The following is a 20294-nucleotide window of genomic DNA, read 5'->3' on the forward strand; positions in this document are numbered from 1 at the left end:
AATTTGATTCATGTAGTATTCATCTAAATTTTGCCTGAAGCATCAGGAATAGAAAGAGTAGTGCCCCTTTTTAAAACAAAAATTTAAAATTACATTTATAGTTGTATTACTTCTATTTTTTATTAAATAAGTCCTTCTATCGAGAGCGTTGAGTAACTAAAAAAGTAAAGATAAAAGATTTTCATTGTAAAATATCTGCTGTTTTATTTTTATATAATGCGAAAAAAATCTGAAAACGTTGGACCGATTTATATCAAAACAAATCTTGTTTAAAAATATAGCATAAAATTTTTTTATATTGTTTTGCGAGTATTGTATTGTGCTTGAGCACTTTTTTTATTATTTTTTATCGGATGAAATGGGAAATGTAGCTAACCAATTTATATATTGACGTAAACAATACAAAGTGATATATTGTAAATAAGAAATGTGCTCAAGCACATTTAATCGAATAGGAATGGTGAAGCGTGAACTAATTGAATTGATATTGATTCTTTGGCTGCAAAAACAGTTTTTTTTAGGGATGTAAAAGAGCATTTGACTTCTAGGACAAATGCATGAATCGAGTACACTTTAAAGCGAAGAGGCTATGAACTTTTGGTAATGTTTTATCTGAGCAGAAGGGATGTTTTTGATATGCAAGAAAACGTACAGGAAAATTATGGACTATTACAAACGGCAGCGGAATGTAAAGCCAGGAAGATGAGGCTTTATATTTTTTTTGCGGCAGGCATGGCAGGGCTGCTTTTTGGTTTAGACCAAGGTGTTATTTCGGGTGCGCTGCCTTTTATTACCCAGGAATGGCAGCTTAGTAGTAATTTACAAGAATGGGTCGTCAGTTCCATGATGGTGGGAGCTGCAACGGGAGCCGTGCTGGCAGCGTTCTTGTCGGCAAAGCTTGGCAGAAAACGCAGTTTGGTGCTGGGAGCAAGTTTGTTTATTGTTGGTTCGCTTGGTTCAGGACTGGCACCAAGTGTAGATATATTGATTGTATTTCGCTTAGTTTTAGGCGTATCGGTAGGTATTGCTTCTTATACAGCTCCTTTATATTTAGCGGAAATGGCTACAAAAGAATCTCGTGGTAAAGTTATTTCAGGCTATCAGCTTATGGTCACAGTAGGGATTTTAGCAGCTTTCCTCTCGGATACAGCTCTTAGCTATAGTGGATCATGGCGTTGGATGCTGACCGTGATTGCTGTTCCGGCTTTTATTTTATTAGCGGCACTTACTCGTTTGCCTGATAGTCCAAGATGGCTGGCGACAAAAGGTCGCTTTGAAGAGGCAAAAAAAGTCTTGCATTCATTGAATTCAGATGCGGCGGAGGCTGATGAAGAATTAGCAGATATCAAAGAAACACTAAAAGTAAAACAGGCTGGCTGGTCACTATTTAAAGCAAACAAAAACGTGCGGCGAGCAGTGTTTTTAGGTGTTTTATTACAAGTGATGCAGCAATTCACGGGATTAAATATTATCATGTATTATTCACCGAAAATTTTGAGTTTAGCTGGTTTTGCAAGCATGGAAGATCAGATGATTGGTACCGTATTAAACGGGATTGTCTTTGTGCTGGCAACCTTTATTGCGGTTAATATGGTTGATAAATCAGGACGAAAACCAGCATTGAAAATAGGCTTTTTTGTTATGGCATTGTCCATGTTTATTTTAGGGGCTTGTTTATATGCCATTGATGGCGGCAATACTGCTATTTGGATTGGGTATGTATCAGCATCCATGACACTTTTATGTATTGCAGGTTTTGCTATGAGTGCAGGACCGGTTGTGTGGATTTTATGCTCAGAAATTCAACCTTTGAAGAGTCGTGACTTTGGTATTGCGTGTTCAACGATGACGAATTGGATTTCTTGTGCTGTTATTGGCGCTACTTTTTTAACGCTGGTAGATACATTGGGAGCAGCAACGACTTTTTGGTTATATGGTGTAATGGATGTTTTATTTATAGTCTTCACGATATACTTAGTTCCGGAAACTAAAAATGTTTCATTGGAAAAAATTGAAAAGAATCTTATGTCGGGGAAAAAACTAAAAAATATTGGGGTTTGATACTATGACGTAGAGAATATTTTCAATAAAATATTCTCTACGTCATAGCAGGTAAATTTCACTTTTTCGGGAATATTATTTTATAAGAGACGCTATATTATAGAGCCTGCTTTTTTATAGGTAATATGTAAAACATGGGGTGATTATGTGTCATTATCTAGACAAAATTTGCTGGAATTGCAAAATGGGAGTGATGTTCGTGGTGTGGCTATGGCTGGAGTCAGTGGTGAAGCGATTACATTAACGGATGAGGCCGTAAATCGTATTGCGGGAGCCTTTGTTCACTGGCTGGCAGCACGAACTGAAAAGGACGTTTCGCAGCTTAAGATAGGTGTAGGTCATGATTCGCGTATTTCGGCAGAACGTTTTAAAGTACAAGTATTAAAGGCAGTTACGTCATTAAAAGCGAATCCTTTTGATTGTGGATTAGCATCTACGCCAGCGATGTTTATGTCGACAATTTTTACGGAACTGAACTTTGATGGAGCGATTATGCTTACGGCAAGTCATTTACCATACAATCGGAATGGAATGAAATTTTTTACAAAAATGGGTGGACTTGAAAAAACTGAAATTACTGAATTGCTGGATAGTTCAGTTTCATGTCCACCTGGTGAGGCTGACATAAAAAGAGTGGATAAAGTCAATCTTATTCAAATATATAGTACCAGTTTATGTGAAAAAATTTGTAAAAGTATTGATTCGCGCGATCAGGAGAAACCGCTTGAGGGATTGCATATTATTGTGGATGCGGGAAATGGGGCTGGCGGATTTTTTGCAACACAAGTGCTTGAAAAACTTGGAGCGGACATTTCCGGTAGTCAGTTTCTTGAACCGGATGGATATTTTCCTAATCATATACCGAATCCAGAAGATGAAAAAGCGATGCTTTCTTTGCAAAATGCAGTTTTACAATCAAAAGCAGATTTAGGCATTATTTTTGATACAGACGTTGATCGGATGTCAGCTGTTTTGAAAGATGGAACGGTGGTAAGCCGTAATGCAATTATTGCAATGATGGCAGCGATTGTGGCTCGAGAAGCTCCTGATAGTACGATTGTTACCGATTCTGTGACATCAGATATGCTGACGGAGTTTATTGAAAAAGATCTTGGCTTAAAGCACCGGCGCTTTAAACGTGGGTACAAAAATGTTATTAATGAATGTATTCGTTTAAATAATTCTGGGGTGCTGTCACCGCTGGCGATTGAAACGTCAGGACATGGTGCATTGAAAGAAAATTATTATTTAGATGATGGTTCGTATTTAGCTGTGAAAATTATTATTGAAGCAGTTCATTTAAAGCGGCAGCATAAAGAACTTTCGGCTTTGATCGCCAGGCTCAAGCATCCTTATGCAGACTACGAATTTCGAATGAAGATTTTAGATAATGATTTTCATACATATGGTCAGTATATCTTGGCTGTATTTGAAAAGTGCGCGAAAGAGAAGGGACTTTTTGTTGTGCCTAATTCTTATGAAGGGGTACGAGTCGCGTTTTTTGGAGAAACAATTCAAGGTTGGGCACTTTTACGCACATCGTTACATGATCCGGTTATGGCATTAAATATAGAAGGGCATCGTTCGGGTGATTGCAAAAATATCTTAGATCTGGTTAAGACAATGCTGGAAGGCTGTGTAAATCTTGATAAGAATACGCTGAATGTACTCGTTGTCTAATTCGCTAATGTGTTCGTTCCATAAAAAACGGTTAGATTTGTTCATTTTGAACAAATCTAACCGTTTTTTTAATTAAATTCTTTTCGTATGATCTTGCCTTGTTCACGAGTTTGCTTCATGTCAATCAAACGTTGATTGCGGCTGCCACGAAATTGTAGAGTTAAATCTCGTTCGGCGATTATGAATTTACCATCGATTAAAACATCCGTCTCGTCAAGCAGCGCATTGACCATGATGGAATTCATGGCTTGAAGTTCTTCGAGTGTGTAACCGGTGTAGGTTGTGACATCAAAACCTTTTTTATGAAGCATTTTTGCGAGTGTTGCGAGTGGTTCGGGTTGCAAAAATGGTTCACCACCGCTAAAGGTTACACCTTGTAATAAGGGGTTTTCACAAATTTCCGTAAAAAGTTTTTCAATCGTGACATTTTTTCCTGCGGTGTAATCATGCGTATGCGGATTATGGCAGCCTTCACATTTATGAGGGCAGCCTTGGGTAAATATAGTGAAGCGAATCCCTTCGCCATCAACTACGGATTCATCAACTGTTCCAGCAATCTTAATTGAGACCATGTTTCACACGATCGTGTTCTTCAGAGCGTTTGGCGTTGTTCCAACGGTCTGTCGTACCGACTAGATACCCTGTAATGCGGCGGATTCGTTCAAATTTTGCGGGGCGAAGCTTATAATCGAGCGCAATATCGCCTCTGCCTGCATCGGAAATAGAGACAGTTTCAATGACTTCATTGGTTTGTGATTGAATATGATTTATATAACCGACAACCTCTGTTTCAGACATATTTTCAAATCCATTTACTGTAACTTCAATACCATTTACTAACATAATAAATTCTCCCCTTTTATTTAAATTCATTTATTTATCAGGATGCAGTTAATTGCAGCATTGCATCCTGGGAATCAGCATTCTGAGCATATGATCTTTTTCACTGCGGCCGCATTTTGGACATACATTGTCAATGATGCCATTATAGCCGCAAATCGGGTCACGATCAATGGGGTGATTGACAGAACCATAACCAATACCGCTGTCATGCATGCAACGGATAATCGCTTCAAACGCAGCAAGGTTTTTTGTTGGATCGCCATCCATTTCTACATAACTAATATGGCCAGCATTTGTCAAGTTGTGATAAGGACCTTCGATTTGGATCTTTTTGAAAGCCTTTATGGAATAATAGACAGGTACATGGAAGGAGTTTGTATAATAATCTCGATCGGTTACACCTGGAATTACACCATAAATTTGTTTATCCAATTTTACGAAACGACCGCTGAGACCTTCCGCTGGTGTTGCCAAAAGTGTAAAGTTGAGACCCGATTTTTCCGCCTCATCATCCATGCGTTTTCGCATATAACCAATAATTTCAAGCCCTAGTTTTTGTGCTTCGGCGGATTCACCATGATGTTTGCCGATCAGTGCTTTTAATGTTTCAGCAAGACCAATAAATCCCATGGACAATGACCCGTGTTTGAGGATTTCAGCGACAGTGTCATCACGGCCAATGTCATCTGAATCAATCCAAATACCTTGCCCCATTAAAAATGGATAATTACGACCTTTTTTTGTACATTGGATTTTAAAGCGATGCAAAAGTTGACGAATAACAAGTTCTATAATTTCATCAAGACCAGTATAGAATTTTTTTAAATCTCCTTTTGCTTCGATAGCAATACGTGGTAAGTTAACACTGGTAAAACTTAAATTACCGCGACCGCATGTTGTTTCACGAGTTTTATCATAAACATTACCCATAACTCTCGTCCGACAGCCCATATAAGCGATTTCAGTGTCATAGTCGCCCTCTTTATAATATTGTAAGTTGAAAGGAGCATCAATGAAACTGAAATTTGGGAAAAGACGTTTTGCGGATGTCTTTATAGCTAGTTTATAGAGCTCATAGTTTGGATCACCTTGATTATAATTGATTCCTTCTTTTACTTTAAAAATTTGTACTGGGAAAATAGGTGTTTCACCATTTCCTAAACCGGCATCGGTGGCAAGCAAAAGATTGCGAATCGCCATTTGTGCTTCAAGTGATGTATCTGTGCCATAATTAACGGAGCTAAAAGGAACTTGAGCACCAGCACGAGAATTCATTGTATTGAGATTGTGAACAAAAGCTTCCATAGCTTGGTAGGTGGCTTTCTCGGTATCAACGAGAGCTGTTTTTACTGCATAATCATGTGTTTTAGCAGCTTGGTCCGCGGTGATTTCCTGAAAATGTAGTTCCTTTTGGTGTTTTGGCAGATAGGTAATCATATCTGTGCGTACTTGTTTTACAGAACTCATTCGAATTTTTGTTGGAATGTTTTTTGCTGCTGTTTTTGCTAATAACTCAGCATCTTCTAACGGCATCTCGGTTATGATTGCTAAATATTGAGCAAAGGATTTTATGTATTGTTTCTGAAAAGTTTTTGCAACACCTGGTGCCATTGCATAATCAAAATTTGGTACGGATTGGCCACCATGCATTTCATTTTGATTTGCCTGAATTGCTATACAGGCAAGAGCGGCATAGGAACGAATATCGTTTGGCTCACGTAAAAAGCCATGCCCTGTCGAAAAACCATTATGAAATAATTTAATGAGATCAATCTGACAACATGTTTCTGTCAGCATGTAAAAATCTTTATCGTGAATATGAATGTCGCCATTGATGTGCGCTGCAGCGATGTCTTTTGGCAGAATATAGTTATCGATGAAATACTTTGAACCTTCAGAACCATATTTAAGCATTGTTCCCATTGCTGTATCCGCATCAATATTGGCATTTTCGCGCTTAATATCCGCATCTTTTGCATTTTTGAAAGTCAATTCATTATAGATAGCCATAAGGTCTACTTTTGCTTGGCGTATTTTTGCATGTTCAGCTCGATACAAAATATATGCTTTGGCTGTACTGGCATAGTTACAAGCAATTAAAACTTGTTCGACAACATCTTGGATTTGTTCAACATTTGGAGTTTTATTTTCATTAAATTTTGCTATGACTTGTTTTGTAATGTCATCTACCTGTTGCAATGAAAAAGTAGCGTCAATTGATTCAAGATTTGCTTTACGAATGGCATCTGTTATTTTTGCTGGGTCGAATGTGACTATGTCACCATTGCGTTTCGTGATGTTTTGTATCATTTATACAATCTCTTTTCTCTCAAATTTACTCTGACTGATTTCTATTGAATACAGATTATATTACTATATGTATTGATTTGTGTCAATGGATAATACTACATGTAGTATTATCCAAGGCGACTTTATTTATAATAATACAAATAAAGTGCATTGTTATGTTAGGTAATCTTACTCATTTACAAGATGTTTCGTGCACTTACAGCAGGGGCTGAAGATTATTTTGTATAAAACTTTTTATTGAAAAATTTGCCAGAGTATGATCAGCTGGCAAATTTTTTAACTAGGTGGACTGTTTTTCCTGATGAATTGTTCGAATCGGGAAGGGGATGACAATACCTTCCTTACGATAGCGTTTTGTTAAGGCTTTTATGAATTCGTGTTTTAACAGGTATTGATTCGAAAATTGGCTGGCCCGTAAAAAGACATTAAAATTTATACTATACTCGGCAAATGTATGAAAAGATATAGACGGTTCATAATTGATAGCCCCTTCATCTAGCTGCATAATCTCGCGTGCTACTTCTAATGTGATACGTTCCACTTCATCTAAGTCACTATCATAACTTATGCCAACGGCAATACGGACAGAAATATCTTGTTTTGGCATACTGTAATTCGTTAAAATTGCTGAGGCAATTTTTTGATTCGGAACGATAATGATATTATTGGATAGTGATTGAATAGAAGTAAAACGCCACGTAATATCTTTAACACAGCCGACTTCCCCCGTACTGAGTTCAATATAATCACCTAAGCGGAGTTGTTTGGAAAGAATTAAATGCAAACCGGAAAAAATATTCGTTAAAGTCTCCTGAAGCCCTAAGGCCAAGGCCATACCGCCAACCCCCAATGCGGTTATGATTGGGGTAATCGAAATACCATAAGACTGCAATATGACGAGGATGCCTATGGTATAGATAATAATATTGACGGTATTGGTTAAAAGTGAAGTTTTAGGCATTTCCGGGCTGCTTCGTTTTGTCTGCATATCGATCATTCCGACCAGGGTTCGTGCGATCACCCGTGTAAGCGTAAAAATGATGACCGTGAATAGAATATAAGAAAGCATTTGCTGCACGGTCGGGGGAATGTCGAGGGCGTGAATGGTCCAATAAAGACCAACACCAGAGCACCAGGAAATAGACATACCACGTAATGCATTGACAAAAACATATTGTATGGATTCTGGTTTTAATGCTAATTTGCTGTTAAGCTTACGGTTTATAAGCTTATTTAAAAAAATACCGATGCCCAAGGCGGCAATCTGGATACATAGAGGAATAAAAAGTATCTGGAATATATGTTGCCAGTTTATAGTTAAATCATAGAACAAAGGGAGGCCCTCCTAAAAGAAAAATTCACTTTTGTTTATGACAAAAATGTTACGCTCAATCATTATACTACAAAACAGAAATTTTGATTAGTAGGAAATTTGTTGCTTTTGTGCAGGACTTTTTAACTTTTTAGCTAACGATTACTAGGAAGAACGAAATGAAATGAGGGCAGAATATGAAAAAAGAAATGATTGTAAAAGCAGGACAACGCTTGCGTTTTCGCCAAGCTGATGAAGTAGATTTGGACTATATTATGGATGTTGAATATATATCGGACAACGCAAAATACGTTATTCCTTATACACGTGCCACACATATGTCGACACTCAATACAAAAGGGGCCGTGCACCTTATTATAGAAACGCTCGACGGTCTTGAACAAGTAGGATTTTTGATGATTGCCGGTCTTGATAATCCAGCCAAAGAAATTGAATTTACGCGGATTATTTTAGCAGTAAAAGGAAAAGGTTATGGACAGGAAACACTGCAAATGTTGCTTTCATGGGCGTTTGATGATCTTAAGTTTCATCGCGCTTGGCTCGATTGCAAAGATCATAACGCAAGGGCCTTGCATGTTTATGAGAAAGCTGGTTTTCAGCGAGAAGGGCTTATCAGAGAAACAATTTTGACCGATGGAATTTATGAAAATCTTGTAATTTTAGGCATTTTGGATCGAGAATACTTCAGTGTACAAAACGGAAAAAAAGCATAACATTGAAGAGGATCACTTTAACGGGTGATCCTCTTGGTATGCTTTCTGTTACGTGAAATAAATTTGTCTTTTATTGTCAGTTTTTACTTATGAAAGAAATTTAATGGAAAATTATGAAGGGCCCATTGTTTTTTTGAAATCCATTAAGTGTATAAAATACAAATGTGAGACAGCCCATGTGAAGAGAAATCCAAGCAGTACAAAAATCAAAAATTTCAATATTCCATTATTATTTTTCTCCATAAAATCCTCCTGATTGGCTCACGGCGGAAATAGTTTGAAGCTGCTATTGGATAAAGTAAGTTAATACCTTAATTATACAATAGTTTCCATGAAAAAGAATATAAAATTTTATCAAAAGGGACATAAATGTGTACAGAGAAATGTACTTTGTTGTATAATGAAAACAAGATAAAGTTAGACTGGAGGGTTACTTTGGAATTTTAAATAAGAAGTTCTTTGGATTACTTTTCTGGGGGAACGAGTCTGTTTTTACTAAATGAAAAAACCGAATATTTGGTAAAAATAAAAAATTCTTTATGTGATTCATCCGCTTGCTTTATGTTATGAATTTATTGGCCTTGAAAGGAGGGCATATAATCATGGAAGCATGTTTAGAGTCAAGATTACATTATGATAAGGAACGCTACCATTTACTGTTAACACATCTGGATGCCATTACGTATGAATATGATATTGCAAAAGATATCATGGCTTTTAGTGATGCAAAACATCCCCATGATAAGAAATGCATTGAGCAGTATCGCAAAAAACTTTTCACGGTGAATAGAAATCTCGTACATGTTGATTTTTTTGATAAACTTTTGGCAATTTATACAGGACAAAATTGTAAATCCCAAGAAGTGCTTATCGATTTGCCGTTGAATCCACAAGGAAAATTTTACTGGTATGAAATTACGAGTGAACAAATCAAAGATGATGCTGGTAAAATCACGCATACAATTGGTGTTATGTGGAATGTCGATGAAAGGATGCGCGAATGTGATACACTGCGTTTTCGTTCAGAACAAGATCCACTTACGGGGCTGTATAATCGTGCGGGTACAGAAAAAGCCATTGATCTTTATTTATCAGGAAAAGGCGGTCAGGTCGTAAGTGCGCTTTTGCTATTAGATATTGATAATTTTCAGCAAATTAATGATACGAGGGGGCACCATTATGGTGACCAAGTTTTGCATGGTTTGAGTAAAGAAATTCAAAAATTATTTCGTTGTAGTGATATCCTGGGACGTGTGGGCGGCTCGCGGTTTGTTGTATTGATGAAAGATATTGCTGAAATTGGTATTGTTGATATCAAAGCAGGCAAGCTAAGTGGCATTTTCAATGGCGGAAATTCAGAACTTTATGCGCCGGATGCAACGTGTAGTGTGGGGGCAGCGATTTATCCTCATAATGGAGCATCTTATATTGAACTGTTAGAACATATTGAAGAAAAGATCAAAAAATTAAAGTAAAAGGATTGAATTTAAAACTTGTTTTATGATGAAGAATCTATGAAAGCAAAGGGCTGACAATGATGCGGATGCATGGTTGTCAGCTTTTTTATCTTGACAGTTGGGTCATTTTTTAGTACGATTTGAATGTGTATTTTACTAAAGGGGAGTAGCTCTTTGGGATAAGTCAACATACTGGTGGTGTAATGCTATCTGGCTTATCTGATTGATTTTATAAATCAAAAGCGAGACCTTTAGCGTGATTATTTTTTATCACGCTAAAGGTCTCGCTTTTTTTTATGGAATCATTTTCTAAAGTTGTTATTTCGTGTTTGGTCGAAAGAAGGAGAGAATAAGATGACAGCTTTTTTAACCGCGTTAGTTTTTGTTGTTTTAGCTGAAATGGGAGATAAGACGCAGCTTTTAGCTATGGCATTTGCTACGAAATATCCTTGGAAAGTGGTAATGAAAGGGGTTTTTGTGGCTACAGTTTTTAACCATTTATTAGCGGTGGTTGTTGGGGCGTATTTAAATGAATTTATTCCCTTGTATTATATTCAAATTGCCGCAGCACTATCTTTTATCGTATTTGGTTTATGGACAATTCGTGGTGATGAATTAAGGGACGAGGCCAGTGATTCCAGGCACGGACCGTTTTGGACCGTGGCAATCGCATTTTTTTTGGCAGAAATGGGAGATAAGACGCAGTTTGCCACAATTGCCTTAGCGGCGCAATTTAATGCGATTATTCCCATTTGGCTGGGGACGACGACTGGTATGATGCTGGCAGATGGATTGGGAATTGCCCTTGGAATTGTTTTAAATAAAAAGATTCCCGAAAAGACGATGAAGTGGGGCGCGGCTATTATTTTTATTGCGTTTGGGCTATTTGGGTTATATGAAGCAATGGCGGTTCAGGCATCAGGGGTTAGCGTATCGAGTTCTTTTTAGTGAAAAACTATTTTTGTATAATTTATATAATGCATTAAATAAATTAATTACATCTAGCCTATCAATCTGCTAGAAATGGGATATATGGAATCTATACTCCATTTCTGACGATTGCGATATAGAATATTTAACGCAGCTTATACAGAAAAAATTTTATGATTTTGTATTGATAGTGTATACTTTAAATAGAGTGATCTTTAAATAAATTTATTAAACATGCTTACAGGCAGGGAGAGAAGGATTGAATGGAACAACTATCACAAATTTTTCTTGATTTTATTAGTACATGGGGATACGTTGCTGTTGCTGTATTAATGGCGATGGAAAATGCTTGTATCCCGATTCCGAGCGAACTTGTTTTAGGTTTTGCCGGTTATCTTGTTTTTGCCGGACAGATGGATTTTTCGGGTGCGGTAGTTGCTGGAATGATTGGCGGGATGCTAGGTTCAATTTTTGCTTATTATGTTGGTTATTATGGTGGCCGACCTTTTGTTAATAAATATGGAAAGTATTTTTTAATGTCACCATCCCATGTTGATACAGCACAGCGTTGGTTTGATAAATATGGTATTAAAGCTGTATTTTTCAGTCGGATTTTGCCAGTGGTCAGAACCTTTATTTCACTTCCAGCTGGTTTTGCCAAAGTGTCATTTAAACAGTTTATATTTTATACGTTTTTAGGTTCTCTGCCATGGACGATCTTAATTTTGTATTGTGGAATGATCCTTGGTGAGAATTGGCAAGTTATGCGACAGGTCGGTCATGAAGCGAGTCTTGTATTTGTTTTTGTAGCGGCTGTTGCTCTCATGGTATGGTATTGCTACAAGAAAAAACGACAAAATTAAAAAATAGATTAATGAATAATAATGAGAGAATCTGTATATGGATTCTCTCATTATTTTGTAATTCTATAGAATTGGTTGAATGTTTATAAAATGAATTGTATACTTATAAAGAACCGTAAATTTGTTAAGAATAAATGAAATTTTAATATAGAGGTACAAAATGTGAAAAAAAATATAACCATTGTAGAAGTTGCCGAAAAAGCTGGAGTATCAAAGACGACGATATCTAGATATTTAAATGGTAAATTTGAATTCATGTCACAAGACTCAAAAGAAAAAATTGCCCGTGTGATTGAAGAACTTGGCTATCGTCCGAATAATTTGGCACGCAGCCTGAAATCAAAGCGCAGCCGGATTATTGGTGTTATTGTATCGGATATTGGCAGTCCTTTTTCTTCTATTTTGCTCAAAGGAATTAGTGACTGCTGTGAACGTTATGGCTATGGAGTTTTGATTACGAATACCAATGATAACCCTAAAAAAGAACGTGATTATATTTTATCGATGCTTGATCAGCGCGTTGAAGGGATTATTGTTAATACGACGGGACAAAATGATGATTTTTTACGCCAAATTGGCAAGGGGAATGTTCCGCTTATTCTTGCGGATCGTGCAATTGAGGAAAAAATGTTTGATACAATCCGGTCGGCAGATTATCCAATCACGATAAAGGTAGCGGAGCATTTAAAACAACGTGGCTTTACTAAAGTAGGCTGGTTTGTGGAACCGCTTAATAACGGTGCAAGGATTTTGCGCCATAAAGCTTATGTTGCAGCCTGTAAGGAAGTTCTTCATATTGAACCACAAGTATATATTATGGAAGATAAGTCATCTCTGGCTGTTGAAAAACTGGTACAGCAGTTTATAGATGCCAATGGTTCAGAGCGAAAAGCAATTTATACAGCCAATGGTGTTGTTACACTGCATATTGTAAAAGCTTTGCAACGAATGGGTATTCATTGTCCGGACGATTTGGGTCTGTGCGGATTCAATAATTGGAACTGGACAGAACTTGTTGGTGGCGGCCTGACGGTTGTGGCTCAACCAAGTTATAAAATTGGGCGTGAAGCAGTAAAACGGATGATGTTTCGGATACATCGCAATCATAACGCAGCACCGCGGCTGATTGAGCTGGAGTGTGAATTGATTGTGAGACATTCAACCTGAAAAGAAACCGTATAGTTTGTGAGAAAAAGATCGAAATGGCAGAAGCTGATTTTCGGTCTTTTTTTAAATTTATGACGAATCAGACTTGACTTAGAGTTGACTCTAGATATTATAATAAAATCATATATATATAGCGTATTCTAATTCGTTTTATATAGTGAAAATAGAAAAATATTTATCGAATCAAATCATATGAAGTCCGATATAGAGTGAAGTGGTGAGAATATATGAATGAAAAAGAAATTTTAGATTTGCTCCAGGCGTTTAAAGATGGCAGTATTTCTGGTGATGCTGTAGTAGAAAAAATAAAAAAAATCCCTTATGAGGATATCGGTTTTGCGAAGCTGGATCATCATCGCAGCATGCGACAAGGCTTTCCCGAAGTTGTTTTTTGCCAAGGAAAAACCATTGAACAGATTGTTGAAATTATGCAACGCTTAGCGAAGGAAAGTCAAAGCAATATTTTAGCTTCTCGGGCGACGCCAGAAATGTATGAAGCGGTTTTTTGCAAGCTCCCCGAAGCTGAATATAACGAATTGGCACGGGTTATTTTTCTTAAGCGGCAGCAAAAACCTATCGATCAGGCACGGAGTATCTTAATTTTGACAGCCGGGACAAGCGATATTCCGGTTGCTGAAGAAGCGAAAATGACGGCCGAACTTATGGGGAATGTTGTCGTTACTTGTTATGATGTGGGCGTGGCGGGGATTCATCGGCTTTTTGCCAAAAAATATTTGATTGATGCTGCTAATGTCATTGTTGTAATTGCTGGAATGGAAGGTGCCTTGGCAAGTGTTGTGGGGGGACTTACTGATAAACCCGTAATTGCGGTGCCGACAAGTATTGGTTATGGTGCTTCTTTTCAAGGACTGGCAGCTCTTTTATCCATGCTTAACAGCTGTGCAGCCGGGGTTGCTGTAATGAATATAGATAATGGTTTTGGTGCGGGAAAATTAGCAAGTACCATAAATCATATGAGGTGAATGAATTGAACGCTATTTATTTGGACTGTTTTGCGGGCATTAGTGGTAATATGCTTTTAGGAGCATTTTTGCAGGCTGGAGTACCGGAAATCCATTTGCAGACGGAACTCAGTAAATTATCTTTGACAGATGAATTTCAACTTATTGTAACAAAGGTAAATAAAAATGGCATTGAAGCCTTGTATGTTGAGGTTGATTTATTACAAAGCCACGCAAAAACAGTGACTTTGCATCACAACCATGACCATGATGATAATGACGACCATAACCATAGTCATCATGAGTCGGTAAATGGACATTTACATCGGACTATGACCGATATTCGTCGACTCATTGAAATGTCTACCTTGGATTTATCCGTTAAGAAAACTAGTATTTTGATTTTTGAAACATTGGCACAAGCTGAGGGAAAAGTGCATGGAAAGCCAGCTAATGAAGTACATTTTCATGAAGTTGGAGCGATAGACTCTATTGTTGATATTGTTGGAACGGCAATTTGCCTTCAATATTTGCAAATTGAAAAAATATATGTGTCAAAACTAAATGTTGGTGGCGGCTTTGTGAAATGTGCGCATGGTTTGATGCCAGTACCAGCGCCAGCAACGGCAGAACTTCTCAAGAATATTTCTTTTTATTGTGGTACTATTGAGAAAGAACTGGTTACGCCAACTGGGGCAGCTGTGATTAAAGCCTTAGCGAATGTGGATACAACAGATTTACCAGATGGATTTACACATAAGATGGTTGCGTATGGTGCGGGAACATGGGATCTTGTTATACCAAATGTTTTGCGTATGTATATCGGGCATATCGAGTTTGTAAATAAGAAATCAAAAAAAATGTTAATAGAAACCAATATTGATGATTTAAGTCCACAGGTTTATGAATATGTATTTGAAGGTTTGTTTAAAGCTGGGGCAAGAGATGTTTGGATTACACCAATTATGATGAAAAAAAGCAGACCGGCACAAATTCTGTCGGTGCTGGTTGATGATGCGTTTGTGCAAGTTTGCCAAGACCTTATTTTTAAGGAAACATCGACAATTGGTCTGCGCATTCAGGAGGTTGAACGCATTGAAGCCAAACGGACAGTAACAAGTGTTTTGACTAATTATGGAGAAATATCTTGTAAAATTAGTTATTATGGTGATGCTGTAAGCAATATTTCAGTTGAGTATGAAGACTGCAAAAGATTGGCTCTGCAACATGATGTACCTCTTAAATTGATACAACAAGAAGCATTGCAAATGGCGCATGCTTTATATTCAAAAAGAAAAGAAGGAAAATGATTGTGGAAAAAGAAAATAAATTACTGGAAATTTTACGCGATTATGGATCTGTCATAGTTGCTTTTTCCGGGGGGGTTGATAGCTCGGTTTTATCTAAAGCAGCTAAGCTTGCTTTGGGCGATAAGGCGGCAGCAATTACAGCCGCTTCGGAATTGCTGCCGCAAGAGGAATTGACGGATGCAAAAGAAGTTGCGGCAATTATTGGAATTGAACATAAAGTGATTTCGGTACAAGACTTAGCCAATCCCAAATTTGTCGTAAATGATCGTGAACGTTGCTATTATTGTAAGGAAAAACGTTTTGCCCTTTTGACCACATGGGCGCAAGAACATGGCTATAAAAAGGTTGTAGAAGGATCCAATCTGGATGATGATGGAGATTATCGTCCAGGCATGAGAGCTTTACGAGAAAATGATTTTGTGGCATCACCACTTGCTATAGCTGGATTTAACAAAAAGGATATACGGAATTTAGCAAAAAAATGGAATCTGCCTGTATGGAATAAACCAAGTGCGGCATGTTTGGCTTCACGTATAAGTTATGGACTTGAAATTACAGCGGATCGATTAAAACAGGTAGAGCATGCGGAGCAAATTGTTCGACAGTATGTACAAGGACAGCTGCGGGTTCGGCATCATGGGAGTTTGGCACGGATTGAGGTTGCGACCGAGTTTTTGCCGACCTTACTGGAGCATAATGTGAATGAGGAAATCGTTCGCGAAATTAAAAAAATTGGCTTTACCTATGTGACTCTTGATTTACAGGGGTATCGGATGGGGAGTCAAAACGAAATACTATAAAAAGAACCCACTCATATTTGAGAATGAGTGGGTTTTCAATTTTTGCTTTGGGGGCATTTTTATGAAAAAACAGCATGTTGTGCGAGTGATGGGCTGGTTCTTGCTGTTTATAATGGTCATAGGTATTGTTTTAATCAATGGAATTGGACTTTATGCTGGAAATTGGTTTTATGAAGAAGTCGATGTGGCTTATGTACGGGAACATCGGGGCGAGGATAGCAAACATCAAGAACTTTTAACGGAAGGAAAAGCAACGAAAGATTGGCAAGATGTGGAACTTGTTTCGAAACATGGTTATAAATTAAAGGGAACATACATTCCAAATTCACAAAAATCCCAGAAAACTTTGATTTTTTTACATGGGTTTACGAAAAACCGCTTATATGGATTGGACTATGCAAGAATGTATTTACAAGAGGGATATAATCTTTTACTTGTTGACTCGAAAGCACATGGTGATAGCGGTGGCAGTGCAGTTAGCTGGGGAATACAAGAGAAAGATGACGTGGATTCTTGGGTGGATTGGGTGCAACATAAATTTCCTGATGGGATCATTGGGGTTCATGGTGTATCGATGGGGGCGGCAACAGCGCTTATGTACGCTGGTTTTGATGAAACGCAGCATAAAGTGGCTTTTTATGTAGCAGATAGTGCTTATTCGCAGTTAGAGCCACTGTTGAAAGAGAAAATAATTGAACAAATAAAATTGCCAGCGAATTCTTTTTTGCCAGATGTATTGCTTTTTTATAGTAATGTAGTATCCTATTATAAAAATAGCTATACATTTCAAGGCTCGTCACCGCTTACCGCGATCACGGCGGTTACGACACCGATCCTGTTTATTCATGGTGGAGCGGATACGTTAGTGCCGCCAAAAATGAGTGAAGACTTGTATGCGTCGGTGAAAGGACCCAAGGAATTGCATATATTTCCGCAAGCAATTCACGCCTGTGCAGTTTATCAGGATCGCAGACAATATACACAGATCGTGCAAACGTTTATTGAAAAGTATGGAAAATAAATGTAAGGCAAAATAATTGGTTGAAACAATAGTTAACCTAATTAGAATATATGGTTGACGAAGTGCCTTCGCTGAAATATAATAAATAAAGTATATAATGCATTAAAAAAATTATATCTCGCCTATCAGTCTGCAGGAATGGTATATAGGCATTCCTGACGATTGCCATATAGAATATTTAATGCAACTTATATAGAAATGAAATATATTATTATTTTAAAGTGAGGCCAATGTTTATGACGCAACAAAGTAAAGCAAAAAATCTTGCATCGGAAATTATTCAGGGCAGACGTTTGAAACGGTGTGAAGATCTATCGTTTTTTGTTACTATGGATTTAGAAGAATTGAGATGCGGGGCAGATCAGATTCGTCAACATTTTTGTGGAAATCATGTTGATTTATGTACGATTATCAATGGACGCAGTGGTCGCTGTGGTGAAGACTGCAAATATTGTGCTCAGGCGGCTTGCCATCATACGGGGATTGAAGAATATCCATTTATGGATAAAAAAGAAATTATTGCGAATGCATTGTGCAATGAAAAAGAAGGCGTGCATCGTTTTGGCGTGGTAACATCCGGCCGTTCACTATCGGGTGAAGATTTTGAAAAAGCTCTTGATACTTATAAGGAAATGCGGGAGACCTGTCATATTGATATTTGTGCGTCCCATGGTTTTTTGACAGCGCAGCAGTTTAAAAGACTGCATGAAGCTGGAATTAGCAGTTATCATCATAATATTGAAACATCAAAACGATTTTTTCCATCTATTTGCTCTACGCATACATATGAAGACAAAATAAAAACAATTAAAATAGCTCAAGCTGAAGGTTTATGCGTATGCTCAGGCGGAATTATTGGTATGGGGGAAACGTGGGAAGATCGTCTTGATATGGCAATCAGTTTAGCTGAACTTGGAATTGAATCGATTCCAATTAATGCTTTAATGCCAATTAAAGGGACAAAGTTAGGAAATTTACCTCAGATGCCAGCGGAAGATGTTTTGCGAACGATTGCCTTTTTCCGTTATATTAATCCGACAGCGAATATAAGATTAGCAGCAGGTCGAAAAATTATGCCCCATAATGGCGAAACAGCTTTTTGGGGTGGTGCAAGTGCTTCGATTACAGGAAATATGCTGACGACTTCTGGTACGACGATTCGGGAAGACGTGGCAATGCTGGAACGGTTGGGTTTTAATAAATAAAGGAACTAAAAAAGTTTGCATATAAAATATGCAAACTTTTTTTATAATGTATTTCCGCTTGTTATATAAAAGAATAATAAGGGAAATACAATTAGTAAATAAATGACTGTAGTCAAAATAAACGCGGCTATTGTTAAATCAACATTTAATTTAAAGAGGCGAGCGGTTATGACGGCATTGATTGCAGTAGGTGTGATAGCTAAAACCATCATTGTACCAAGGATAATTTGATCAGTAAACAAGTGCGTAATCATAGTATACACAACCAAAGGCGTCAATATGAATTTTATAGGAACCAGATCGAATATTTTATGATAGTATTTTTGTGCAGCATGTAAATTAATGAGGTAACCGACTGGGAGCAGGGCTGTCCAGGCACCAATATGAATCAAAGAAGAAAATACAGTTGATAAGATAGCGGGACGAGGAATGTCGGCAAGATAAAGAAACATTCCTAAAAACATTCCCAGGACCGGTAGTTGGTTCCAACTTAAAAACATATTTCGAAAATCAAGATGCACGGTTCTTTTTGTAGTGGTGGCCGTATATTGTTGATAATAATATTGTGCTAATGGAAAACAAAATAAGACAAGTACCATATTTTGGAATATACCGACCATTTGGGCATAGGCAAAGCCAATTTCACCATATAGAATGAAGGCGCATAATCCTCCTAGGGTACCTAGATTTGATAACATAGAGGAAACAAGATAACTGCCACGATCCAAGGGGTTTTGGTAACGGCGTAGTGCCGTAAAAGCACTAATGAGACCGGGGATAATACAAAAGATGATACCGAACACTGGAAGCCAAATCAATTCAAGGGTCAAAGGCAGAACCCAAAAACTTAAAATTGTCAAAACGGTACAAACAATAATAATATTAAATTTTATTAAACCATTACAAAATTCACCGCTAAGCCATTTTTTTTGGTGTATATAATAACCAATCAATAATGGCAAAATTAAATCAGTAAATACAAAAATAATTCTAAGTTGTGCAGTCTCCATGAAGAACATCTCCTTGCTCGTCAGATTATATTATTCGATAATGCATAGAGTAGTCAATTAATCCTACCATTTAGATAGTTTTTTTACAATGACAGCAAAAAGAAAAAACTCTTTTTGAAATTGAAAGGCTGTATTTTTATTACGTTTATATGAAAAAATAAAACAAAAAATATTTAAACAAAAGTATTGACATGAAAGTTAAAATCATGTATCATATTACAAGTCGCCAAGAACAACGGCGAAAACAAAAAAACGAAATCACCGATTTACTTGTCTTTAACGCAAGTCATCAATTGGTTTCGGAAAAAGATATTGACAACCGCTTGCGGATGTGATAATCTATACAAGCTGACTTAAGCAAGTGCCAGCGATGTGTTCTTTGAAAACTAAACAATGTAGAAAACAAAAAGATATATGTACACCAACATGTATCAAGCCAGATGTGCGGTTTTCGAACGCTTGCGTTTGAAAACAACAACTAACAATTTCTTTTAACAAAAAAGATAATTTAGATTTTTAAAGAGCCTATCAAGGTTCTCTAATATAATTTATTGGAGAGTTTGATCCTGGCTCAGGACGAACGCTGGCGGCGTGCTTAACACATGCAAGTCGAACGGAGTATTTTATTT

18 protein-coding genes and 1 rRNA gene are annotated in these 20294 nt (G+C 37.3%); 14 read left to right on the plus strand and 5 right to left on the minus strand.

The window, feature by feature from the left end; genetic code table 11:
* Window positions 1-636: 636 nt before the first annotated feature.
* The gene (locus tag F606_RS0109095) at window positions 637-2061 is read left to right on the plus strand and encodes a sugar porter family MFS transporter (protein ID WP_026329322.1); all 1425 of its coding nucleotides are present in this window, start codon (window positions 637-639) and stop codon (window positions 2059-2061) included.
* 147 nt (window positions 2062-2208) lie between these two features.
* The gene (locus F606_RS0109100; RefSeq protein WP_019553578.1) at window positions 2209-3741 is read left to right on the plus strand and encodes a phosphohexomutase domain-containing protein; all 1533 of its coding nucleotides are present in this window, start codon (window positions 2209-2211) and stop codon (window positions 3739-3741) included.
* Window positions 3742-3809: 68 nt separating this feature from the next.
* Here the strand turns inward: F606_RS0109100 and nrdG are convergent, their stop codons facing one another.
* The 4 genes from nrdG to F606_RS0109125 form a co-directional block, all read right to left on the minus strand.
* A complete protein-coding gene (gene nrdG, locus F606_RS0109105; RefSeq protein WP_019553579.1) occupies window positions 3810-4313 on the minus strand; it encodes an anaerobic ribonucleoside-triphosphate reductase activating protein in 504 nt (167 codons plus the stop codon).
* A complete protein-coding gene (gene nrdD, locus F606_RS0109110) occupies window positions 4300-4584 on the minus strand; it encodes an anaerobic ribonucleoside-triphosphate reductase (protein WP_019553580.1) in 285 nt (94 codons plus the stop codon). The genes nrdG and nrdD overlap by 14 nt, the downstream gene beginning before the upstream one ends.
* 48 nt (window positions 4585-4632) lie before the next feature.
* Window positions 4633-6894 carry an anaerobic ribonucleoside triphosphate reductase gene (locus F606_RS20880; RefSeq protein WP_019553581.1) on the minus strand — a complete coding sequence of 754 codons (2262 nt, stop codon included), beginning with the start codon at window positions 6892-6894 and terminating at the stop codon, window positions 4633-4635.
* Window positions 6895-7174: 280 nt separating this feature from the next.
* A complete protein-coding gene (locus tag F606_RS0109125) occupies window positions 7175-8227 on the minus strand; it encodes a mechanosensitive ion channel family protein (protein ID WP_019553582.1) in 1053 nt (350 codons plus the stop codon).
* Between the two features lie 176 nt (window positions 8228-8403).
* On the opposite strand from F606_RS0109125, the gene F606_RS0109130 reads away from it, so the two are divergent.
* From F606_RS0109130 to bioB, 10 genes are all read left to right on the plus strand, one after another.
* Complete coding sequence (locus F606_RS0109130) at window positions 8404-8940, plus strand: GNAT family N-acetyltransferase (protein ID WP_019553583.1); 537 nt, start codon at window positions 8404-8406, stop codon at window positions 8938-8940.
* A gap of 602 nt (window positions 8941-9542) precedes the next feature.
* Window positions 9543-10415 (plus strand): GGDEF domain-containing protein, encoded by an 873-nt coding sequence (locus F606_RS0109140; protein WP_019553585.1) that lies wholly within the window; start codon window positions 9543-9545, stop codon window positions 10413-10415.
* A gap of 336 nt (window positions 10416-10751) precedes the next feature.
* A complete protein-coding gene (locus F606_RS20885; protein ID WP_019553586.1) occupies window positions 10752-11345 on the plus strand; it encodes a TMEM165/GDT1 family protein in 594 nt (197 codons plus the stop codon).
* A gap of 245 nt (window positions 11346-11590) precedes the next feature.
* The gene (locus F606_RS0109150; protein WP_019553587.1) at window positions 11591-12190 is read left to right on the plus strand and encodes a DedA family protein; all 600 of its coding nucleotides are present in this window, start codon (window positions 11591-11593) and stop codon (window positions 12188-12190) included.
* 162 nt (window positions 12191-12352) lie between these two features.
* On the plus strand, window positions 12353-13357 hold the full coding sequence (locus tag F606_RS0109155; protein WP_019553588.1) for a LacI family DNA-binding transcriptional regulator: 1005 nt from the start codon (window positions 12353-12355) through the stop codon (window positions 13355-13357).
* 227 nt (window positions 13358-13584) lie between these two features.
* Entirely contained in the window at window positions 13585-14340 is a 756-nt protein-coding gene (gene larB, locus F606_RS0109160) for a nickel pincer cofactor biosynthesis protein LarB (RefSeq protein ID WP_019553589.1), read from the plus strand.
* A gap of 5 nt (window positions 14341-14345) precedes the next feature.
* Complete coding sequence (larC, locus tag F606_RS0109165) at window positions 14346-15629, plus strand: nickel pincer cofactor biosynthesis protein LarC (RefSeq protein WP_019553590.1); 1284 nt, start codon at window positions 14346-14348, stop codon at window positions 15627-15629.
* Window positions 15626-16429 (plus strand): ATP-dependent sacrificial sulfur transferase LarE, encoded by an 804-nt coding sequence (gene larE / locus F606_RS0109170; protein ID WP_019553591.1) that lies wholly within the window; start codon window positions 15626-15628, stop codon window positions 16427-16429. Before larC ends, larE begins: the two co-directional genes overlap by 4 nt.
* Before the next feature lie 61 nt (window positions 16430-16490).
* A complete protein-coding gene (locus F606_RS0109175; protein ID WP_019553592.1) occupies window positions 16491-17450 on the plus strand; it encodes an alpha/beta hydrolase in 960 nt (319 codons plus the stop codon).
* A 236-nt stretch (window positions 17451-17686) separates the two neighbouring features.
* Window positions 17687-18655, plus strand: coding sequence for a biotin synthase BioB (gene bioB / locus F606_RS0109180; protein WP_019553593.1), 969 nt, complete (start codon window positions 17687-17689; stop codon window positions 18653-18655).
* Window positions 18656-18696: 41 nt separating this feature from the next.
* Here the strand turns inward: bioB and F606_RS0109185 are convergent, their stop codons facing one another.
* Entirely contained in the window at window positions 18697-19665 is a 969-nt protein-coding gene (locus F606_RS0109185; protein WP_019553594.1) for an AEC family transporter, read from the minus strand.
* Between the two features lie 191 nt (window positions 19666-19856).
* Here F606_RS0109185 and F606_RS23460 point away from each other — a divergent pair, with 191 nt between their 5' ends.
* Complete coding sequence (locus F606_RS23460; RefSeq protein ID WP_211210050.1) at window positions 19857-20000, plus strand: hypothetical protein; 144 nt, start codon at window positions 19857-19859, stop codon at window positions 19998-20000.
* Between the two features lie 213 nt (window positions 20001-20213).
* Window positions 20214-20294, plus strand: a 16S ribosomal RNA gene (locus F606_RS0109190); the annotation flags it as partial.

Source organism: Propionispira raffinosivorans DSM 20765, assembly GCF_000381065.1.
GTDB lineage: Bacteria > Bacillota > Negativicutes > Selenomonadales > Selenomonadaceae > Propionispira > Propionispira raffinosivorans.